This window comes from Marinoscillum sp. HNIBRBA16962 (genome assembly GCF_057801515.1).
This window is the reverse complement of sequence record NZ_CM173603.1, coordinates 2,347,447-2,363,204: the sequence shown is the minus strand read 5'-3', so window position 1 is coordinate 2,363,204 and position 15,758 is coordinate 2,347,447. Positions and strand designations below refer to the sequence as shown.

Annotated in this window: 18 protein-coding genes; 3 read left to right on the top strand and 15 right to left on the bottom strand. The window is 38.5% G+C overall.

Going from position 1 to position 15,758, the window contains the following annotated elements:
- Nucleotides 1-44: 44 nt before the first annotated feature.
- Nucleotides 45-386 (bottom strand): type II toxin-antitoxin system HicB family antitoxin, encoded by a 342-nt coding sequence (locus tag AC3E9V_RS10190; RefSeq protein WP_488753088.1) that lies wholly within the window; start codon nucleotides 384-386, stop codon nucleotides 45-47.
- Nucleotides 383-625 (bottom strand): type II toxin-antitoxin system HicA family toxin, encoded by a 243-nt coding sequence (locus AC3E9V_RS10185; RefSeq protein WP_488753087.1) that lies wholly within the window; start codon nucleotides 623-625, stop codon nucleotides 383-385. Before AC3E9V_RS10185 ends, AC3E9V_RS10190 begins: the two co-directional genes overlap by 4 nt.
- A gap of 133 nt (nucleotides 626-758) precedes the next feature.
- On the opposite strand from AC3E9V_RS10185, the gene AC3E9V_RS10180 reads away from it, so the two are divergent.
- Nucleotides 759-1,190 (top strand): hypothetical protein, encoded by a 432-nt coding sequence (locus AC3E9V_RS10180; protein WP_488753086.1) that lies wholly within the window; start codon nucleotides 759-761, stop codon nucleotides 1,188-1,190.
- Between the two features lie 70 nt (nucleotides 1,191-1,260).
- Nucleotides 1,261-1,557, top strand: coding sequence for an integrase core domain-containing protein (locus tag AC3E9V_RS10175; RefSeq protein ID WP_488753085.1), 297 nt, complete (start codon nucleotides 1,261-1,263; stop codon nucleotides 1,555-1,557).
- Nucleotides 1,558-1,841: 284 nt separating this feature from the next.
- On the opposite strand, the gene AC3E9V_RS10170 is transcribed toward AC3E9V_RS10175, so the two are convergent.
- From AC3E9V_RS10170 to AC3E9V_RS10160, 3 genes are all read right to left on the bottom strand, one after another.
- Complete coding sequence (locus tag AC3E9V_RS10170) at nucleotides 1,842-2,525, bottom strand: hypothetical protein (protein WP_488753084.1); 684 nt, start codon at nucleotides 2,523-2,525, stop codon at nucleotides 1,842-1,844.
- A gap of 31 nt (nucleotides 2,526-2,556) precedes the next feature.
- On the bottom strand, nucleotides 2,557-3,141 hold the full coding sequence (locus tag AC3E9V_RS10165; protein ID WP_488753083.1) for a hypothetical protein: 585 nt from the start codon (nucleotides 3,139-3,141) through the stop codon (nucleotides 2,557-2,559).
- A 174-nt stretch (nucleotides 3,142-3,315) separates the two neighbouring features.
- Nucleotides 3,316-3,723, bottom strand: coding sequence for a hypothetical protein (locus tag AC3E9V_RS10160; protein WP_488753082.1), 408 nt, complete (start codon nucleotides 3,721-3,723; stop codon nucleotides 3,316-3,318).
- 225 nt (nucleotides 3,724-3,948) lie between these two features.
- Here AC3E9V_RS10160 and AC3E9V_RS10155 point away from each other — a divergent pair.
- Nucleotides 3,949-5,123 (top strand): IS3 family transposase gene (locus AC3E9V_RS10155; RefSeq protein ID WP_488753081.1). Its coding sequence is split into 2 segments (ribosomal slippage): nucleotides 3,949-4,204 and nucleotides 4,204-5,123, totalling 1,176 coding nucleotides; the frame shifts between segments, so codons are not numbered across the junction.
- A 318-nt stretch (nucleotides 5,124-5,441) separates the two neighbouring features.
- Here the strand turns inward: AC3E9V_RS10155 and AC3E9V_RS10150 are convergent.
- From AC3E9V_RS10150 to AC3E9V_RS10105, 10 genes are all read right to left on the bottom strand, one after another.
- Nucleotides 5,442-6,395 carry a TolB family protein gene (locus AC3E9V_RS10150; RefSeq protein WP_488753080.1) on the bottom strand — a complete coding sequence of 318 codons (954 nt, stop codon included), beginning with the start codon at nucleotides 6,393-6,395 and terminating at the stop codon, nucleotides 5,442-5,444.
- Entirely contained in the window at nucleotides 6,395-7,336 is a 942-nt protein-coding gene (locus AC3E9V_RS10145; RefSeq protein ID WP_488753079.1) for an RHS repeat-associated core domain-containing protein, read from the bottom strand. The genes AC3E9V_RS10150 and AC3E9V_RS10145 overlap by 1 nt, the downstream gene beginning before the upstream one ends.
- Before the next feature lie 497 nt (nucleotides 7,337-7,833).
- A complete protein-coding gene (locus AC3E9V_RS10140) occupies nucleotides 7,834-8,709 on the bottom strand; it encodes an RHS repeat-associated core domain-containing protein (RefSeq protein WP_488753078.1) in 876 nt (291 codons plus the stop codon).
- Between the two features lie 97 nt (nucleotides 8,710-8,806).
- Nucleotides 8,807-9,352: a hypothetical protein gene (locus tag AC3E9V_RS10135; RefSeq protein ID WP_488753077.1), complete on the bottom strand. Its 546-nt coding sequence runs from the start codon at nucleotides 9,350-9,352 to the stop codon at nucleotides 8,807-8,809.
- Nucleotides 9,353-9,362: 10 nt separating this feature from the next.
- Entirely contained in the window at nucleotides 9,363-10,634 is a 1,272-nt protein-coding gene (locus tag AC3E9V_RS10130) for an RHS repeat-associated core domain-containing protein (RefSeq protein ID WP_488753076.1), read from the bottom strand.
- Between the two features lie 520 nt (nucleotides 10,635-11,154).
- The gene (locus AC3E9V_RS10125; protein WP_488753075.1) at nucleotides 11,155-11,907 is read right to left on the bottom strand and encodes an RHS repeat domain-containing protein; all 753 of its coding nucleotides are present in this window, start codon (nucleotides 11,905-11,907) and stop codon (nucleotides 11,155-11,157) included.
- A gap of 19 nt (nucleotides 11,908-11,926) precedes the next feature.
- Nucleotides 11,927-13,120 carry a hypothetical protein gene (locus AC3E9V_RS10120; protein WP_488753074.1) on the bottom strand — a complete coding sequence of 398 codons (1,194 nt, stop codon included), beginning with the start codon at nucleotides 13,118-13,120 and terminating at the stop codon, nucleotides 11,927-11,929.
- Nucleotides 13,121-13,137: 17 nt separating this feature from the next.
- Nucleotides 13,138-13,536, bottom strand: coding sequence for a hypothetical protein (locus AC3E9V_RS10115; protein ID WP_488753073.1), 399 nt, complete (start codon nucleotides 13,534-13,536; stop codon nucleotides 13,138-13,140).
- Nucleotides 13,537-13,737: 201 nt separating this feature from the next.
- Complete coding sequence (locus AC3E9V_RS10110; RefSeq protein ID WP_488753072.1) at nucleotides 13,738-14,550, bottom strand: toxin-antitoxin system YwqK family antitoxin; 813 nt, start codon at nucleotides 14,548-14,550, stop codon at nucleotides 13,738-13,740.
- A complete protein-coding gene (locus tag AC3E9V_RS10105) occupies nucleotides 14,498-15,745 on the bottom strand; it encodes an RHS repeat-associated core domain-containing protein (protein WP_488753071.1) in 1,248 nt (415 codons plus the stop codon). Before AC3E9V_RS10105 ends, AC3E9V_RS10110 begins: the two co-directional genes overlap by 53 nt.
- Nucleotides 15,746-15,758: the final 13 nt, after the last annotated feature.

Sequence of the window (15,758 nt, the reverse complement as noted above, 5' to 3'; positions counted from 1 at the left end):
AAGTAGGACTAAATAAATAGCACTCACTTAAGTAATGGACGAATTTATGGCAAATCTTTGCTTACTCTGGATCTGATCGCCTCTGCTACAAAATTGTTCAGTGAGGTTTTTGTCTCCATTGCCAAAAGCGCTGCCTTTTGGTGTAATGATGCTGGTATCCTTACGTTAAAACTGCCTTTAAATGGCTTCTCAGGTGTTTTCCCTGCTTCCTTACAATCAGCCAGATAAACATTAACAGCCTCTCTAAAATCATCTTCTAGCAGCTTCCCTGTCTCTCCTTCATAAGAGATCAGTCCCCTAATTCCGAGTACTTTCCCATAGAGTAAATTATCCTCCGGACTGTACTCTATACTGCCGGTGTAACCTCTGTATTCCAGATATTTCATAATCCTAAAATTTCTTTTACTTGTCGTATTTGGTATTTCTTCATGATTCCACTTGGATGTGGTTTATGTAGCATGATTGGAACTCCCTCTGCATTTTCGAACTTCACCCTCGATCCGGATGTCTTTCCTTTTTTCACTTCTTCAAAACCAAAGTGTCCAAGTAGTTTAACCATCTCATCGTAATGAAAATCTGATGGCATACTTAAAAACCTAGCAATAAGTTTTTCTTTCTTAGACATAACCCAAAGTAACTATATTTAGTTGCATTTAACAAACTCTTTTCTTTTAACCCCGGCGGATGGTATTGCTGCACTTCTCCTTGAGTTCTCCATTTTGTTGCATTTCCCTTTAAAACTCCTCTGACCTAAAGGGATGGAACCGGTCTATGTCCTGCTGCAGGCTCTCGGTTTATATCATTTTTTTGAAATGGGCATCATACCGGTAGAAGAAAATATACCATTTTATCAGAACGGGGAGAAAGTGACTATATGCCGCAGTGGACTTTCTCTCTCGCCGTGGGCCTCAACACTCCCTGGGAAGGACTTGTCATCAGCCGGAAAGAGGTTGTACTGTACGGGATTGAGGTTGCAGGCTGCCGCACTCAACTTGCAGGCCTGCAAATTGGCCCCCGGGCCTAACAAGTACACTGCGACGACCAACAAGTTCGTTCCGGCAGACAACAAGTTAAGTGCGGGGAGTAACAAGTTTGTTCCGGCTGATAATAAGTTGAGGCCCGGGCACTACAAGTTGATTGCAGCAAGTTCCGGATGCAAATCCGGAACAAAGGACTCATCTGTTTTCTGAACGATTTTTCATAGTCCATTCCTCTTATCATTGCATTTTCAAGATCAAACCAATTCATTTTTTATTTTCAATGCGGTCCTACCACACCCTGCTCAAGGAAGCTATCCGGCTAGATAAATGTCCTCAAACAATCATTCAGCAGTTCAGAAAACGAATTGAAAACTTCTCAAATCTCCAAAAAGAGGTGGATAGTTTCTTTGATGAGTACAATACCGAAAGACCTCACTATGCCCTGCATGGGTTCACACCAGATGAAATTTACGAAGGTCAGCCATTGGTCAACAACCCTCACCAACAGCAGATCAGGGAGGCTATGCAGAAAAGAATAGCCAGTAACCAACAAAACTATTGCCAGCTATGTGAATAACAGAAATACATTCGGTCAATGACCTGCTTGATGGGATGATATCAGAAAACCAGGTGATGTGACCAATAAACAATCACTAATAATATCTGATCAGAATAACTAACTGACATTCATCTTATTCCCAATATTGGGAAGGAATTGGATATGAAAGACGAGGGTGTTGCTCGGTAGATCACCAAATTTTATTCTGTGACCTCCGAAAATCGGGTTTTTACCGAATTTTCATAAGTATAATTTACGTTTAAGCTCAGGCTCTTATTAACCTAGTTGGAATTTGAATAACTTTAATCATCTCCCTTATTATTCAAATAATATTGGAAACCAATTCGAAACGTATTCAAACTTGCATTGAGTCCATACTTATTGGTGACGTTCTTTGGATCCTCTGAAAGGCCAATATCTGTTGTCAGCTTTTCTTGCTTATGATGGTAAAAGATCTGTCCGATGCTGCCCTGTAGCGCCCATTTATTGGAAAGAAAATATACCAGCCCAGGCGTTGCATTAATCCGGATTTCAAAAATATTGCTTTCTACCTCACCATTCTCCCCATATTTCACCTTACCACCTCCGACCAGCAGATTAACTGATGTCGTGAAATAAAACTTATCTGTCAACTTGATGAATTTGGTTAAATATGGATTAGCTAAAAAGACATTGTTTTTTTCAAAATATGGGAGGCCTGGATCTCCATTTATAATATTGTGTTGCTCATGATAGTAATATTCATAGTTCAGTCCTATACCCAATAGCAAGGATTCGGTAACGAAAAAACCAGCCTGAGGCTGAACCGCTAAAATGTCTTTTTTATACTCATTAACTAAAAATGAACCTATCGCTACAAACTCATTGGTTGTATTTTCGTGATTGTAACCTACATTTCCACCCAATAAGATTGTCCCTTTCTGCATCTGAGCATTTGCACTAGATACAAAGAGAGTAATAAATAGAGATGCTAAGACTTGTTTCATTCAATATAATTATGATTTTGCTTCGATTAAATTATTCCTGATTTTTCATTCGAGTGAGGCATTTGTCATAAATGTTGATTATCAGCTCGGTATCTTTTCCCCTGAATTGCCCATTTAAAATTCCTTGCTCTAAAAGTTCACAATCACTAAAAACTTCAGCCCTCTTTTTTCTCCCATACGGAACATAAATTACTTCGTCATCAGAATCAAACTCTTCAATGTAGTATGAGTAAGCCGTAGAGTTGGTCATAACAGAACCTCCAAAACCTGTACTCATACTATTTGTAACGGTATATTCCACTTTATAAACCCAAAAATTTTTATACCTTATCCTATTTTGCTCTTGCATCAACCGATAACCATCTTCCCCTATCAGGTCTTTCCTTACAAAAGTTTTATAATCATGTTTCATTTTCCTTATGTCATCCGGATTTACCCTTATTTTGGTTCCAGTGGACTCAGACTTTACGATGTAAACATAGCCTCCATATGTGTTTTTTTCCTTTATATAACCTTCTATTGTATCGTTCTTTAATGTTATGATGTACTCACTTTGAGCGTTGACATTTAAGGAAGCTATGATTAATAATGAAGAAATGACGAGTGCTGATTTCATAAAGTATTCGAAAATTTATTGGTTTATCAATTGATTCTTCTTCAAGTGCCCCACCTGTTTTAATAATCTCTAACTCATTTTTCGAAGTAGTATCTTAGCTCCACTCTAATCAGAAGCCTTAACCTGACAGCTATGGTTGCAAACGAGCGCTGAGCATGGAGAACTGAGCGAATCCTAGAGGAGCTTAGTTTTCAGTTGATATTTCAAATCCTTAAAATTATTCAAAGCTCTATTCATCACTATTTTTTTTCCGCTAGATTTTTGAATCAAGAAAACCGTAGAAGGAGTTGTTTCGCTATATTCAAGATCTTCAAAAGAATAAGTTTTTTCTACGTTGTTAATAAATTTCAAGGTTATGGCATCTCCATTAATTATTACCCTCACTATAATACTGTCCGGTTCAAAAAAGATCTTATAAAGTTTAAAAACTGGTATTACAATAAAAATGAACAAAGGATAAAAACTTGATCCAGTCCACATAAATATACCTACTACAACCGATATAATTAATAACATTATAAATATCACAATGGTCTTGTAATGCTCAATTTGCCATACACTATATGTTTTACTTCTTTTCATTGGGATTACTTTGGGCTGATAGACCTATGAAAACATGCTTGGTTTACTCTCAAATAGGAGCTGATACCTGTGGTCAGCGCGGTTAAATCACACAAAGTATGTCAAATACTAAAATTGCTATTGCATAAATAACATAAGGGATTTTATTATTATCATTCCAGAGAAATGAACCTGCTACATTTGACCGGACAGTAAGTTAAGCTCGGGTAGCTAAATTTACTGATAATGAAAAGAGAAAGAAGAAGCTTCGATAAGGAGTTTAAATTAATGGCAGTGAACCTGTGTTATGGGGATAAATCCACAAAGGAGGTTGCTGAAGAACTTGGAATCAGACCGGAGCTTGTCAGACGGTGGAAGCGTGAACATGAACAGTACCAGAGTGGTAGCTTTTCAGGCCATGGAAATGCAAACATGACAGCTGAACAGAAGGAAATAGCCAAGCTCAAGAAAGAATTGAAAGAGGCCCAACTGGAAAGGGATATCTTAAAAAAGGCAGTAGGCATCTTCTCCAGGAACGACAACAAATATTCCGGTTCATGAAGGATCACCGCCACAGGTTTGGTGTCGAGAAGATGTGTAAAGTCTTCAATGTAAGCAGAAGTGGTTATTATGATTGGTTGAATAGAAAGCCTTCCAGCAGACAGCTTGAAAATCAACAGATCACTGAAGAAGTACAGATGGTTTACCAACAGAGCAAAGGTCGTTACGGCAGCCCCAAAATAACTGACGAGCTTAGGGATAGAGGATGGAAAGTCTCTCGCCCCAGGGTAGCCAGGATCATGCGCTCAGAAGGGCTTAAAAGCATTGTCAACAAGAAGTTTAAAATACTTACCACCGATTCCAGGCACAACTTGCCAGTGGCCGAAAACTTACTTGACCGGGATTTTGTAGCAGAAGCACCTGGCCGGAAATGGGTTTCGGATATCACCTACATCCCAACTCGTCAAGGATGGATGTATTTAACCATTATTATGGATTTATATGATCGGAAAATAATCGGATGGGCATTAAGTACTACTATGACCGCCAAGGATTCGGTATTGGCTGCCTGGAAAATGGCAGTTCTGAATAGATCTTTTGTCCCTCATCAATTAGTTTTTCATTCGGATCGTGGAATCCAATATGCCTCATCTGCATTCACAGGTAAGCTTAAGCATTATCAAGTGATACAAAGCATGAGCCGGAAGGGCAATTGTTGGGATAATGCAGTGGCGGAAAACTTCTTTAAAACCCTAAAGTCTGAATTGGTCAAACACACGAACTTCAACAGCATTCTGCAAGCAAAAACAGAGTTGTTCGAGTTCATCGAAATTTGGTACAATCGCAAAAGAAAACATGCATATCTGGGGTATAAAACTCCGGAACAATATTGGAAAATCAATTATTCAAAATGCGCTTAACTATTTGTCCAGTTTTTTATTGCAAGTCCAAAACTGAAAAGTTGTACGGAAATATAGAGTATGTCTTAGTATGGCAATCAAGAAGCTTCCAACTAATAAGATTACAACTATTTGGTTCCCAACAGAAGTTAGTTTTACGCTAAAGATCAGCTTTCTTAAAAGAAAGTATATCCAAAAAAATATCAGAAAATTATAGACTGCTTTAATATAGATTTTCACCTCGAAATATGATAGTTATACATTTGCTCATATCCACTCAAATTATTTGAATAAGCTCACATGTGAAAAACACTTGCGTGATAAGGTTCAACTAAACAACTATTTCCAAGATTTATCTATTAGTCCACATGAGGTATCTTCTATTGTGTTTTGATTCATTCTATTTAACCAAAAGCATGTTGGAAATGAAAAAATACTTATTTGTATTTTATTAGCGCCTGCTAAAAGGAGAAAATCACCTGATGGATGCCAAGAAATTAAAGAAAAATCATAAAACAATCCTGATTTTAAAATCCTTTTATTTCTTGAATCTCCATTCACACATAGCCATAAATCTCCATCATTCAAATATGCAATTTCATCATATTTAGGATTCCAGGAAGCCTGAATTCCACTCTCTGATACTCTAAATAATTTACCGCTAGTAATATCTAAAACGTAGATACCTGAATCATTGGTCGACAACACAACCTTTGTACCATTAGGGTTCCATGGAAACCTAGTAATAGAAAAACTTAAAGTATCACTTAAGCTATACTTGCTGATCTCAATGAAATCATTCTCAGTAAGTTTAAAGACTCTAATGTTCTGATTATAATACACTGATTGATTGACCTCTTTACAAAGTATGCTTTTAGTAAGGACAACAAGTAGAGAATCGCTAAATAAGGAATAACCGATTACTCGATCCATGGAATCTAATTCTATTAAATCTCTTTTTCCAAGGCTATCTATAACCGAAAATTTATGTCGGTTCTGCAAACACCTATCCTTATAAGCCTGACCTGATTTAGTGATTTTTCGTACACTATGTACTAAAAAACCATTGCCAGATTTAAACCAAATCACATCTTTAGCTTCAAATCTATCCAAATGATGGTAAAAGCATCTTCTATTTGTATCTGAAATTACACAAATAGAATCACCAAATACAGATACCACCTCAAAGTCAAAGAGCCTATATCCCTCATTAATATCAGAATGGTTTGAGTGGCACGAATACAGGATAACTAATAGCGTAATTATGGCCAAAAAGTTTATTATTCTTGACATTAGCGTTTTGGGTTTGAAATTGTCCTCGTAAAATCAAAATAGAAAACATCTGGGAGAGGAGAATACCCTCCAGCTTCCCACACATCTAAACCGTTTACATTAAACCCTCCAGCTTTTAATGCCGCCATACAGAAATGCTTGCAATTATTATCTGAGGCAATGTAATCATAAGGTTGATCTCGCCTTTCATTTAAAAATTGCATCAATCCAACTTTATCTGGCACCCAAACTGTTGCGACTTTTAAATCTCCCCGTTCCTTTCCTAATGGCCTCAGGTAGGTCCAAAATTCACTTGTCTCCTCTAAATTATCAAATCTGTATATTTGACTTTTTGGTCCTGTTCCATTAGCCCAGTTCTCGTATCCACTTTCTATACCATTGGCTCCACTAGGATTATGAGCCTCCCATACCTCACCAGTTGATGCAATTTGAATGAGGGCATGACCTGGATATCCATTATCTTCATAAATGTAGTTTACAAATGCTCCAGCTGATATTTGTTCATCAGAAAGCGTAATATTGGTATTGAATAGACCAAAAAAATCTTGGTGCCACCGTTCGACGCTTCGTCCTATTTCCTCTCCATTAGAATTTCGGTAAATTACATCCTCTCCATCTGGATCAACACCATTCATAGGATTATTCCCCATACCCACATAACTTGAAGCAAACTGCTTCTCCGGATCCACCTGTAGCCACCTCCCAATCACCGGATCATACATCCTCAGCTCAAAACCGTTCCACCCAGTAGTAGAATCAGCTTCCGCATATTGTCCCTGATACCCATGCCTGTACTTCTCCTGCTGTGTCTGGTCAGGATTGTTCCACTGTTTCGCTAATGCGCCAAAAGGATAGTAATCGGTTTTTCTTATCGCTCTGGTACCTAACACCTGAACGGTAAAGTCGTCAAAGAATACATCTAAATTACTCTCATTAACCACGTAAGCATAAAGGTAGCTATCTTTTATATCCTAAAACAAAATGCTGCAACTCAGAACTAGAGAGAGGAAATGTAATCCTTTGTATTATTTACTATTCTGTATAAATATTCTATTTTGTTAGAAGCTAGAATAAGTGTAAAAAGAATAACCATAAGTGTAAGTAACAAAATCAAGGACCATTCAAACCATCCTAATTCCTTATAAATACCTAAAAGGTAAGGCAATGCTACGGCTATAAAAAAAGGAATAGAGATTTTCAAATAGTTAGGTTTAACCTTCCCAGTTATAATATTATATCCACCCTCTTTGCGGAATGAACCTTTACATTGTAGAAAGGAAAGATTGCCACTCCAGAAAAATAAGCTGAACTCAGATTCTGAAATAGTCAAATTATACAATTTTAATTTATGCAACTTCAACTGTGCAACCAATGAAGACCTAAAGTGATCTATGCTTGTTATTTCAAAATAAAAGGATTTCTCTAGTTTCAACATCATTTAATAAATTATTGGAATACCACCAGGTAAAAAACCATGTAATTGATACTGATAGATAACCGGCTGTACACTTACGCCAACATTGTTCGAAATTCCAATACCAAGTTGTGTTTGATTTCCATCCCAAGATTTTTCTCCTGATACGATCATTCCGGAAGAAAGTGAAGCTCCTGAGGATGGTAGGTTAGAATCTCCAACTTGAAGCCCAGTTTGAATATCAATTGTAAGTGGTATAGCTGTTGGAGTCACTGCATATCCAACATCCATTCCTCCACCAATGAATATACGGCCATCATCCATTATAGTAACTTGTCCAAAACCTGCACCAGATAAATCATTGGTACCCCCCTTGCCAAAAGCTACAGTCACATAACCATCGGCATTTGCTATTTCCAATTTATCTAGAGCATTTGCGTAGCTGATCGCTCTTTCCGCTTCATCCATTTCTGCATAAGCTTGAGATTCCGCTTGAGGAAAGTTAAACCCTAGTACATTCATTATTAACGAAAGAAACCCTTCTGTTTCACATGGAGGGTTATCACAACCTCCATCTGGATCAGTACGTGTTAATGGATTATTACCCATAGATAAATATGGACTAGCATGCTGCCTCTCCGGATCCACCTGCAGCCACCTACCAATAATCGGATCGTACATCCTCAGTTCAAAACTGTTCCAACCCGTTGTAGTATCCATCTCTGCAAACTGTCCCTGATACCCATGCCTGTACTTCTCCTGCTGTGTCTGGTCAGGATTGTTCCACTGTTTCGCTAATGCGCCAAAAGGATAGTAATCGGTTTTTCTTATCGCTCTTGTACCTAACACCTGAACGGTAAAGTCGTCAAAGAATACATCTAAATTACTCTCATTAACCACGTAAGCATAAAGATAACCATCCTGTATACCCTAAAACAAAAGGTTCAAGCGTCCGTTTGAACCAGTTTTTGTGTATATGCTTGTTGGGGAAGCATTCTCATTTGGTAACTATGAAAGAATCAAAATCTTTCTCCAAGCTTTTGAGCAAACTCAATACGGAGTATCTGGCTTTAAGTAATTCTACTATTAAAAGTATCAACACTACAATTGAAAGAAAAATTGACCCAATAAAAAATTGATTACTATTTACGCTAATATTTTGAAGTAAAAACAAAATGAAAATCACACTTAAAATTAACGGTATACTAAATAAAATTACTCGTAATTTAGAAATTCCTTTAACAGACAATTTAAGGCTTACACTGTCATTAAAAGTCGATAAAGATCCTCTAACAAAACTTCTATTCAAAGGTACGAACCAAAAATAATTATTAAGTCCGATAACAAAGCTTGATGAAGAAAAATCAACTCTGCCCACGTATTTTTTTGAAGAACTTTTTAAAAAAAATCTTTCAATAAAAAGAAGTATTTTTGGAGTTTCGACGTTTTGACTCAAAATTTCTAAAAAGCTCTCAATACTAATATTAAGAGCGAACTCCTTTTGTTTCAATAACCCAACTTGAATTAAAATTTTTTTCATCATTCTATATGACTCACTTTCTCAATTCAATAGTTTCTTGCATCTCAGGTGGTATAATTCCTTTAGGGATATTTAGCCAAACATTCCCTTCAATTCCAAATATTTCAGCGACTCCCCAATCTTGACCTATTCCTATAGACCCATCATTTCTATGAACTAAAAAAGTGAGCCCATGTTCATCTTTTTGATCACCAACATAAGTACTCAAATATGACATTAAACCATCCATTGTGACCGGCTGTTGTAAAGACTCAAGTAAGTTTTTTCCATCCCACTGGTTTTTATTTCTAACAATTCCTAAATCAAACTTCAATTCTGCATTTGCATGTAATTGTTTATTCATTAAATCTGTTATAATACCATTACCCGCAATATTGTATAATATCTCATTATTATCTACATCATAATAAAAATTAACTCCAATCGATCCAATCATTATTGATCCGGCATCCACCTCAAAACCTAACAAACCAACATCCAAACCAACTTGCGCGCCAACATCAAAATGACCTCTAATCTCAAGGTTAACCATTGTTTCTCTCATTACATCAGTAACCGTGTAAACGTGCCTAAATGTGGGGCATGTTTCACACCCTCCAGTCGGATCAACCCTATTCATAGGATTGTTTCCAGTTCTGTATGGTGAGCTAAACTCTCTTTCTGGATCCACCTGCAGCCACCGACCAATGATCGGATCATACATCCTAAGCTCAAAAGCGTTCCAGCCTGTAGTGGAGTCAGCTTCCGAGTAATCACCTTGGTAACCATGCCTATACTTCTCTTGCTGCGCCTGATCAGGATTGTTCCACTGTTTAGCTACCGCACCGAAAGGATAATAGTCGGTTTTACGAATAGCTCTGGTTCCCAATATCTGAACAGTGAAGTCATCAAAAAAGACGTTGATATTGCTTTCATTTACCACGTAAGCATAAAGATAACCATCCTGTACCACATCATCCTCAAGCACCAGGTGCTGCCAGCCATCCCCGGAACTGATGGGCCTTGCGTCCGAGCTGACATACCCAAACGACGCATCCAGCAGCACATACTGCAAATAGGCCTTTGGTGAGTTGGTGTTACTCGTCACGGCCATAAGGCCATTGTCAAAAATGTCAATGATCCCATTGGTCAGACCACTTCCTTCTATGCCCACCACCACATCATTTACATTGCCAGTGATAGCACTTACAATGCCTGAGGTTAATGCGGCCGGATCAAAATCATCAGTCAAATTGGATTTAGCATATACATCCAGCACAATTTTGTCACCTGTACTTACCTTCATGGTAGTGGTCGGACCTAAAGGCTGAGATGGGTTCGTCAGGGAAGCATAACGACCGGTTTTGGCTTCTACATTTCCTCAAATACCACGCTTCTCTTACATGTCTTCCTCCTTGAGGAGCCTTTCAATTATTTTTTTCGGATCTATTCGATTGCCTTGCAAGGTTCTCCTGCACAAAATATATACCTTCCTTTTCTTATTTCGAACTTTATAAACTATGTTAAGACTTACTTGATTCTGTTCAATCAAGTCTTCTTTAATGTCTAAAACTTGACTTTTGTGAACCTTGTCGTTTAAAAATAAACCCCTGAAATGAAAAAAATTCTCCGAAATTCTACAACTCACAAGTCTCAGTGAATAGTATGTTGCCAGAGCTAAAAAAACTAGCAGAAGAGAAATTCCTAATACTTTAAGCAAAGTAAGATAATTCCCTGATAAGATCAGGTGCCCAATTGACAGACCCGGTATCCAAAAAAAGAGTGCTCCAAAAAATGATAATGCTCGGGTCTTCTTAAATATTTTGTTAATATCCTCCATGAAACACATGTTGCCAACTAGTTAAATCAATGGTTCCTCCATATGGTGCAGCAAATTGAACATTGAGCTTGCCTGCTGGTTCGCTATTACTATGGGCTGATAGACCTATGGCAAACATGCTTGGTTTACTCTCAATAGGAGCTTCAATTAGCATTCCAACTGGCCCTAATTGAGCACCTCCCTTAAGATCAAATCCAGCATAATCCAAAAAATCTAATTCCCCACCAGAACGATTCCAACCTGAAGCTATTGACCCCTCAAATTCCCACTGATCAGGATCTAACAATGTTGCTTCGAACGACGGCATATAGTGCACTTTTTTTGTCTCAAAATCAAGAATTATTACAATAGCTCCTCTTGTCCTGGAAAGCTGACCTAGACCATTCAATCCAAACTCGACCTTAATAAAATCTGGAACTGGATCAGCAATGTCAGGCATAGGCATATCATCAGTTAACTGTTGAGGAACCTTTCCCGGTGTATATCCTAATACCCCATTCACAAGATCGGCAACCCATTGATACGGATCAAAACTTGGCAAATCCTGGGGAGGATCACTTGGGGAAGAACAAGGTGGATCATCGCAACCACCATCCGGATCAACTTTTTTCACTGGGTTATTACCCATGGACAAATAAGGACTAGCATACTGCCTCATCGGATCCACTTGCAACCACCTCCCAATAATCGGATCGTACATCCTCAACTCAAAAGCATTCCACCCAGTAGTCGTATCCATCTCTGCAAACTGCCTCTGCCTACGTACACTTCGGCAGACAAGCCTGATATCCGTGACGATACTTTTCCTGCTGCGTCTGATCCGGATTGTTCCACTGTTTCGCTAAGGCGCCAAAAGGATAGTAATCGGTTTTTCTTATCGCTCTGGTGCCTAGCACCTGCACGGTAAAATCATCAAAGAATACATCTAAATTACTCTCGCCTGCCTTGCCGGTAGGCAGGTTAACTACGTAAGCATAAAGATAACCATCAAATTTTACTTCATCTGATCTTAACAGGTACTTCCAGCCATTCTCATCTATCCCCTTGTCTACAGGAATATATCCGTCTCCCTTTACGGTTAACGAATCGTCAAATAAAATATACTGTAGGTAGGCTTTTGGTTTACCCTTAGAGGGTGTAGCTGCTGCAAGCAAATCAGCAATATTGGTACTAACAGCGCCGGTAAGAGCTCCCCCTTCCACTCCCACTACCGCGTCATTTACACTATTGGTCAATGCTTCCGCAAGACTGCCATCTACCACCTGAGGGGTCTCCGTATCATCATATTTAGCATATACTTCCAGGTTGATCTCATCTCCTGCTTTTACACGGAGTGTAATGGTTGGTCCTGCCGGGTTTCCGGGGTGGGTATAGGCGCTGTGCTTTCCACTATAACTATTGGCCGCATCCAGCTTTCGGCTTGCTTCCAAATTATCAAAATACTGCCGTTCGTATTCATCATTTTTCGGTTCCATACTGGCCGTGGCTTGCAAGCCCAGCTTCGTTACCAAAGCCCGTACGCTGCCTAAATGATCAGTCAGCTCGTAGATGTATTTGTAGTGGTCCGGGTTTTTAAAGGCCATGCCCAGCTTACTAGCTCCATAGATGGGTAGCTCAGTTTGTGAGATAGCGGTCCCGGCATCAGTATCCCGGTGGTAGATGGCCATCACCTGGCCACCGGCATCACGGATGTACCACTCCTCTATGTTGTCTACCTTTTTCATCATACGGAAACCCCGGTCGTCATAGGCAAACTCGATGACCGGATCTCCGGTTTCCAGGTCAGATACCCGGGTCACTTTGCCGGTCACATCGTACTCGATGCGCATGTCCGGCCTTTTGGGGTTGTCCGCATAGTCTATGACCGTCACCTGCCCTCTTTCATTGTACAGGATTTCGTCTATGTAGCCGGAAACACTTCTCAGCCGGTGGATATCTTCAACAAGATGCAATTTTCAATGACAAACCCCTAATTATCTTGAAAGTCAAAATTAGGTTTTTTGGTGGGTTTGGGTCTTTCTAATTCAGGTAGAGGCTTTAGGTTACCCCCTGAAATAGAAATCAATGAATCCCTGTTTCTTCTGAAATATCTTTTTTGTCCTGAATTCAATATATTATAGTCATTTAAATATTTGTAATAACCTTTAACAAATACAGTATCAACGCCATTGATTTTTTGTTGAGTATAAAAATAAATGACTGTATCGCATTTCGATAGCCTGAAATTCAAATATGTATTGCCCGCTACTTCAGTATAATATCCATGAAATAGTGAATCCTGACCAATTGACAAATTCAGGTGAGCATTTATATCCCCTAGACTTTCAAGCTCAACTAACATCCCCCCACCCCTAGCTACCTTCCACATGAAGGATTCATTGTTAATGTAATTGAGGTCAGGACATTGTTGAAAGACTTTATTTAATAACTGTTTAATCTCATTACTGCTAGAGTTTTGTGCGCATGACATATTCCCAATGGTCAATATGTAAGCTATTATTAAAACTCTAAAGTCCAATCGCATTCTTATAATAGTGAAAATCCATAAGATCCAGCTATTGGGATATCATTATTTAATTGTAAGTGGATACTCAAAAACTACATTTCCATAAATCTTATTATTGCGATCCAATTCAAGAATTGTCAGGTTAAGCTTATTTGTTGGTGACAAGTCAGTCACTTCAAACTTAACCTCCATTTTTTCAGTCTCCTTAACATCTAAGGTATCGGAAGAATGATCTGTTAGGATATACACAAAAAAAGGATCTTCAATTGCAGTATAATTTAATTTAAACTTCAAAGTAAGCGTGTCTCTTTTTGAATACACTCCACCTTTAGCTATTTCACCACTTGATATCCCTGTAAAAAAACTATTCTCAATTTGGCCTGAGGAGGATATCCTTTTCCAGTACCAAACAGTATCATTCCTATAATACCCATAGTATTTTATATCTCCATTTTGAAAGTAAGATTTAACCACCCCATTCTTAAGACCATCTTTATAATTCAAAGTATCACTAACTGTTCCGTCAGGAAAATAAACTACCACATTCCCCTCAACTAATCCCGAATCTAGACTTCCTTTTATTCTCTTTCCTCCACTTTTATATGAAATTAAGAAATTCCCGTGCGGAATTCCATTTACAAATTCAACCTCCAAAGTATCATTCTCCAATAAACCTCTTTGTATTGAAAGATTACTTAATTTGGGAATTTCGAAATGATACCCAGAACCTCCATCCTTTATAAATTGATCTTCAGCTTCTTCCTGTTCATTTGAACTTGATGAAACACAAGAAAAATTTAAAATTAAAAGTAAGGTTGAAAATCTAATCAAGTACATTTTTAACGTCATCAACTCCTGCTGGTCGTCTTTTTCCATTAATATTCCAATGATGTCTTAAATCTCCTCCCTGAGAAGTACCACGAAGGATACTGTCTCCATTTGGGTTCAGCATTATTTCATATCCATTCATAATACCTCGTTCATCATAAAATTTATTGATTCTTGGAAACGGAGCAAACATTCTGGAAGAAGCTCCAATATCCCATGCTTCTAAAGCCTTAGCTAAAAACTTAGCCTTATCAAATACATTACTAAAATCCATACTCGTCTTCAAGTCCACAACAGTAGATACATGTTTCAAACTTGAAGGATTATCCCATTCCTCAAATGGACGACTAAACATATCTGTAGAGAGCACTATCACACCTTCTCTTTGAACAAAAAGCTGATCCATCCAACTACCAAAACTTTCACCAACTCGATTTGCATAACCCAAAAGAAAAGGGCTATCGCTAAATTTTTCTTGCATGGCACCACCAAATCCATACGGAATGTACTTAAAAGCTCCAAGTCTCTCAAAATTTTGACCATCAATTTGAACATTTTCAGCGGTAACACCCTTGAAAAAATATGACTCTCCATCTTCTCCTCTATACCAATCATAATCTGTTCCCCCATCAGGATCAGTACGGGTTAATGGATTATTACCCATAGATAAATATGGACTAGCATACTGCCTTTCCGGATCCACCTGCAGCCACCTCCCGATAATCGGATCATACATCCTCAGCTCAAAACTGTTCCACCCAGTAGTAGAATCAGCTTCCGCATATTGTCCCTGGTATCCGTGACGATACTTCTCCTGCTGCGTCTGATCCGGATTGTTCCACTGTTTCGCTAATGCGCCAAAAGGATAGTAATCGGTTTTTCTTATCGCTCTGGTGCCTAGCACCTGCACGGTAAAGTCGTCAAAGAACACATCTAAATTACTCTCACCTGCCTTGCCGGCAGGCAGGTTTACCACGTAAGCATAAAGATAACCATCAAATTTTACTTCATCTGACCTTAACAGGTACTTCCAGCCGTTCTCATCTATCCCTTTATCTACAGGAATATATCCGTCTCCCTTTACGGTTAACGAATCGTCAAATAAAATATACTGCAGATAGGCTTTTGGTTTACCCTTAGAGGGTGTAGCTGCTGCAAGCAAATCAGCAATATTGGTACTAACAGCGCCGGTAAGAGCTCCCCCTTCCACTCCCACTACCGCGTCATTTACACTATTGGTCAATGCTTCCGCAAGA